Origin of the sequence: Saccharopolyspora sp., from assembly GCF_017434145.1 — a bacterium.
GTDB classification, from domain to species: domain Bacteria; phylum Actinomycetota; class Actinomycetes; order Mycobacteriales; family Pseudonocardiaceae; genus Saccharopolyspora_C; species Saccharopolyspora_C galaxeae.
The window spans coordinates 1-5,282 of the sequence record NZ_JAFRFW010000167.1 but is presented as its reverse complement, the minus strand read 5'-3'; the positions used below and the strand labels follow the sequence as shown (position 1 = coordinate 5,282).

Sequence of the window (5,282 nt, the reverse complement as noted above, 5' to 3'; positions counted from 1 at the left end):
GTCCGGTCCGAGCAGGCCGGCCTCGTCGCCCGGCGCGGCCGTTGCCGCCCAGGTCGAGGCCGGTCCGCCGTGGCCGGCGTCGACTCCGTGCAGCACGAAGTCGATGTCCAGCTCGGCGACCTCCGGCCGGTGCGCGCGCACGGTGTAGGTGCGCAGCGTGGGGCGCACCTCGTCCGGCATCGCCTGCCAGCGCGGGTACCAGTCCGGTCCGTCCGGCAGGTCGGCGATGGTGCGGCCGGGCTGCGGCAGCATCAGCTTGATCCGCTGGTCTAGTCCGCCGATGCCGAATCTGTGCAGGTCGTCGCCGGTGAACGTGATGCGGGTGAAGCTCGGGCCGAGTCGTCGCACGCGCGCCACGCGCGCCTGGAACACCACGTACTGCGGACGGGGGACGTCCTGCCGTCGGGCCATCGCCGGAAACCCTTCGCCTATCGGGGCCTACGTAGGCTAGCCTAACCTCAACGGTTGGAGGACGTGATGGTGAGTCGGCGGCGCGTGCTCGGGCTGGGGCTGTCCCTGGGTGCGCTGGCGGGTTGCTCCGCACCGGACGGCGGCAGCGCGCCCGGATGGTCCTTCGTGGACGACCGGGGTGTGCGGGCTACCAGCGGCGCCGTGCCGCGGCGGATCATCGCACAGGTCTCCGCGGCGGGCGCGCTGAACGACTTCGGCGTGCCGGTGGTGGGCACCTTCGGCCCGCTGGTGCGCGACGACGGCAGCACCGAACCGGAGGCCGGCAGCATCGATCCGCGCCGGGTCACCGATGTCACCGGACCCGGATACGGCGAGCTGGACATGGAACGCACCGCGGCGTTGCGGCCGGACCTGCTGGTCAGCGGCAAGTACGCGGAGTTCGAGGGGTTGTGGCACCTGACCGTCGAGCAGGAGCGGCAGGCGCGGTCGATCGCGGCGACCGTCGGCATCGAGCAGTCCGGCAGGTCGCTGCCGGAGACGATCGGGGCCTACCGCGAACTCGCCCGCGCACTCGGGTCCAATGTGGACTCGGAGCGGATGCGCGCGGACGAGGCCCGATTTCACGCGGCCGCGCAACGGTTGCGCAGGATCGGGGCGCGGATGCGGGAGCAGCACCGCAGCATCCTCGCGATCGGTGGCACCAAGCAGGAATTCTTCGTCGTGGTGCCAGCGCGCAACCCCGACCTGGACTACTACGTGCGGGAGCTCGGACTGCCGATCCAGGCGCCCGCGCGTCCGGACACCGGCGGTGGCGGGTACTTCGAGCGGTTGTCCTGGGAGAACGCCGGGTCCTACCGCGGGGATGTGCTGATGTGGGACACCAGACCGGCTTCGTTGCCGCCGTCGGAGATGAAGCGCAATCCGGTGTTCGCCGCGCAGGAAGCCGCCGCGCACGACCGGTTCGTCGAATGGCACGCGGTCGCGCCCTGCAGCTACGCGAGCTATGCGGGCATCATGACCGGACTCGCCGACCAGCTCGAAGCTGCCGCACCGGGTTGAGCGCCCCGTCCCCTGCGGTGCGGGGACGGGGTCGCGCTCGAAGGGAGCCCGTCAGTCCCAGCTCAGGGAGGCGCCGGACTGGTACTCGGTGACTCGGGTTTCGAAGAAGTTCTTCTCCTTCTTGAGGTCCATCGCCTCGGACATCCACGGGAACGGGTTCTCCGCCGCGGGGAAAACCGGATCCAGTCCCAATTGGACGCAGCGGCGGTTGGTGATGAAATGCATGTACTGCTCGCAGAGTTCGGCGTTGAGGCCGAGGATGCCGCGCGGCATCGTGTCGCGGCCGTAGGCGACCTCCAGCTCGCAGGCCTCGGTGAGCATCCCGCGCACCTCAGCCTGGAACTCGGGTGCCCACAACTGCGGGTTCTCCAGCTTGATCTGGTTGATGCAGTCGATGCCGAAGTTCAGGTGGATCGACTCGTCGCGCAGGATGTACTGGTACTGCTCGGCGATGCCGACCATCTTGTTCCGCCTGCCCAGCGCGAGGATCTGCGCGAAGCCGGTGTAGAACCACATGCCTTCGAAGATCACGTAGAAGGCGATCAGGTCGCGCAGGAACGCCTGATCGCGCTGCTGGCCGCCGGTGGCGAACTGCGGGTCTTCCAAGTGCTGGGTGTAGCGCAGCGCCCAGGCATCCTTGTCCGAAATGGACGGGATCTCGCGGTAGGCGTTGAACAGCTCGCCCTCGTCGAGGCCGAGGCTTTCGCAGATGTACTGGAAGGTGTGCGTGTGCACCGCTTCCTCGAAGGCCTGGCGCAGCAGGTATTGGCGGCACTCCGGATTGGTGATGTGCCGGTACACGGCGAGCACGATGTTGTTGGCCACCAAGGATTCGGCGGTGGCGAAGAAGCCGAGGTTGCGCTTGAGCATCAGCCGCTCGTCGTCGGTGAGACCGTCGCGGGAGCGCCACAGCGCGATGTCGGCGTGCATGGACACCTCGGTCGGCATCCAGTGGTTGTTGCAGCCGGCGAGGTATTTCTCCCACGCCCAGCCGTATTTCATCGGTAGCAGCTGGTTGACGTCGGCGCGCGCGTTGATCATCGACTTGTCGTCGGCGTCGACGCGGCCTGCGGCGCGGTCGATCTCGCCGAGGCCGGTGGTGTCGGTTCGCAGGGAGGTCATGCTCACTCCAGGAGTTCAGCTCGGTGAGGGGTGCGGATGCCTTACTGGCACGCCTCGCATTCCGGGTCTTCGACTGAGCACTGTGGACTTTCGGCGGCTGCGGGGGAGACGGCGTTGAGCCGGCCGTCGGTGCCTCGCAAGGTGCTCTTCTCCACGTGCGTGGCGCTGGCCGACCGCAGGTAGTAGGTGGTCTTCAGCCCCGCTCGCCACGCGCTGCGGTAGAGCTCGTCGAGCTTGCGGCCGCTGGGTTCGGCCAAGTAGAGGTTCAGCGATTGCGCCTGGTCGAGCCACTTCTGCCTGCGCGCGGCGGCCGAGACCAGCCAGCGCGGCTCGATCTCGAAGGCGGTGGCGTAGAGCGCCCGCAATTCGGCGGGGACGCGTTCGACGGGGCTGAGGTCGCCGTCGAAGTACTTCAGGTCGCGCACCATCTGCTCGTCCCACAACCCGGCCGTCTTCAGGTCTCGCACCAAGTCCTCGTTGAGCACCGTGAAGTCGCCGGACATGTTGGACTTGACGTACAGGTTGCGGTAGAGCGGTTCGATGGATTGGCCCACGCCGCAGATGTTCGAGATCGTCGCCGTCGGCGCGATGGCCATCACGTTGGAGTTGCGCATCCCGCCGGTGCGGACGCGTTCCCGCAACGCGTCCCAGTCCATCGTGGACGAATGATCGAAATCGGCGTCACCGCGGGACTCCGCGAGCAGCCGCAGGGAGTCGATCGGCAGCACGCCCTGGCTCCAGAGGGAACCGTCGAAGGACTCGTAGCGACCGCGCTCGACGGCGAGCTCGTTCGAGGCGGCGATGGCGTGGAAGCTGATCTCCTCCATGCTGCGGTCGGCGAACTCCACCGCCCGCTGCGAAGCCATCGGGATGCGTTGGGCGAACAGGGCGTCCGAGAAGCCCATCAGCCCCAGCCCCACCGGGCGGTGCCGCAGGTTCGAGTTGCGCGCCTCCGGGATCGTGTAGAAGTTCACGTCGATCACGTTGTCCAGCATCCGCACCGCCGTGCGCGTGGTGCCGCGCAGCCGCTCGTGGTCGATGCCGTCCGGGGTGACGTGGCGGGCCAGGTTGATCGAGCCGAGGTTGCACACCGCGACCTCGTCCGAGCTGGTGTTGAGCGTGATCTCGGTGCACAGGTTGGAGGAGTGCACGACGCCGGCGTGCCGCTGCGGGGAGCGCAGGTTGCACGGGTCCTTGAAGGTGATCCACGGGTGCCCGGTCTCGAACAGCATCGTCAGCATCCGCCGCCACAGGTCCACGGCGCCGACCTGCCGGAAGACCTTCAGCTCGCCGCGCTCGGCGGCGGCCTCGTAGTGGCGGTAGCGCTGCGCGAACTCCGCGCCGTAGAGGTCGTGCAGATCCGGGACCTCGTCCGGGGAGAACAACGTCCAGGTGCCGTCGGCGTGCACGCGGCGCATGAACTCGTCCGGCACCCAGTTGGCGGTGTTCATGTCGTGCGTGCGGCGGCGGTCGTCGCCGGTGTTCTTGCGCAGGTCGAGGAATTCCTCGATGTCGATGTGCCAGGTCTCCAGGTAGGCGCAGACGGCGCCCTTGCGCTTGCCGCCCTGGTTGACCGCTACCGCCGTGTCGTTGGCGATCTTCAGGAACGGCACGACGCCCTGCGAGCTGCCGTTGGTCCCCCTGATGTGCGCGCCGGTTCCGCGCACCGGGGTCCAGTCGTTGCCCAGCCCGCCCGCGTACTTCGACAGCAGCGCGTTGTTGCTCACGGAGTGGAAGATCCCCGGCAGGTCATCGTCCACAGTGGTCAGGAAGCAGGAGGACAGCTGCGGGCGGGTGGTTCCCGCGTTGAACAGCGTCGGCGTGGAGCACATGAAGTCGAACGACGACAGCAGGTCGTAGAACTCGATGGCGCGCGCCTCGCGATCGTCTTCCTGCAGCGCCAGACCCATCGCGACGCGCATGAAGAACGCCTGCGGCAGCTCGAAGCGGACGCCGCCGTCGTGCAGCAGGTAACGGTCGTAAAGCGTGCGCAGGCCCAGGAAACCGAACGTGGTGTCCCGGTCGGCGTCCAGCGCCGCGCCGAGCCGGTCCAGGTCGAAGCGCGCCAGCTCGGGGTCCAGCTGCCCCAGCTCGACACCGCGGCCGACGTACGCGGCGAAGTAGGACGGGTAGTGCTCGCGCATCTGGACCTGGTCGGCCTGCCGGGGCGCGCCGTGCAGCGCGCTGAGCGCCTCGCGGCGCAGCTCGTCCAGCAGCAGGCGTGCGGTGACCAGGGAATAGTTCGGTTCGCTCTCGACCAGAGTGCGGGCGGACATGGTGAGCGACTCGGCCAGTTCGGCCGCGCGCATCCCGTCGTAGAGCGTGCGGCGGACCTCGCGCAGCACTCGTGCGGAGTCCACATCGGACAATCCCGTGCAGGCTTGCTCCACGACGGTGCTGACCCGGGACCAGTCCAGCCGGTGCCGGGTGCCGTCCGGGCCGGTCACTTCGAGGTCGGGCGGCGCGGCGGCGGTCCGTTCCGGGGCCTGCGCGGGTGCTGCCGCCTGCGCGGATGCTGCGTGCTGTGTGGATGCTGGGGCGATGGGTGATCGGGTCACTGGCTGTCTCCTCGCAAGCTCGGACACCAGCCCGGGGCCGTCGACGAGCGCGCGGGGACAGCGGCGCGCAGCACCGCACGTCCGCGCGACCCGCCCGCGAGGTCCCGGACAGCGCGCACCCCTCGTGCGCGC

At 68.8% G+C, this 5,282-nt stretch carries 4 protein-coding genes; 1 reads left to right on the top strand and 3 read right to left on the bottom strand.

All coding sequences use genetic code 11. The features are described 5' to 3' along the window. Positions 1-411 (bottom strand): siderophore-interacting protein (locus IJH84_RS04750; protein ID WP_295140683.1); only part of this gene is annotated, 411 nt, incomplete at its 3' end. Positions 412-474: 63 nt separating this feature from the next. Between IJH84_RS04750 and IJH84_RS04745 the strand changes: the two genes are divergently transcribed. Continuing rightward, positions 475-1,470: an ABC transporter substrate-binding protein gene (locus IJH84_RS04745; protein WP_295140686.1), complete on the top strand. Its 996-nt coding sequence runs from the start codon at positions 475-477 to the stop codon at positions 1,468-1,470. Positions 1,471-1,521: 51 nt separating this feature from the next. Here IJH84_RS04745 and IJH84_RS04740 read toward each other — a convergent pair whose 3' ends face one another. Beyond that, positions 1,522-2,592: a ribonucleotide-diphosphate reductase subunit beta gene (locus IJH84_RS04740; RefSeq protein ID WP_200071938.1), complete on the bottom strand. Its 1,071-nt coding sequence runs from the start codon at positions 2,590-2,592 to the stop codon at positions 1,522-1,524. A gap of 41 nt (positions 2,593-2,633) precedes the next feature. Then, positions 2,634-5,150 carry a ribonucleoside-diphosphate reductase subunit alpha gene (locus IJH84_RS04735; protein ID WP_295140678.1) on the bottom strand — a complete coding sequence of 839 codons (2,517 nt, stop codon included), beginning with the start codon at positions 5,148-5,150 and terminating at the stop codon, positions 2,634-2,636. Positions 5,151-5,282 lie beyond the last annotated feature (132 nt).

Coding starts and splice junctions, on each gene's coding strand:
- IJH84_RS04740 (WP_200071938.1), bottom strand. CDS start 2,592: ATGACCTCCCTGCGAACCGACACCACCGGCCTCGGCGAGATCGACCGC.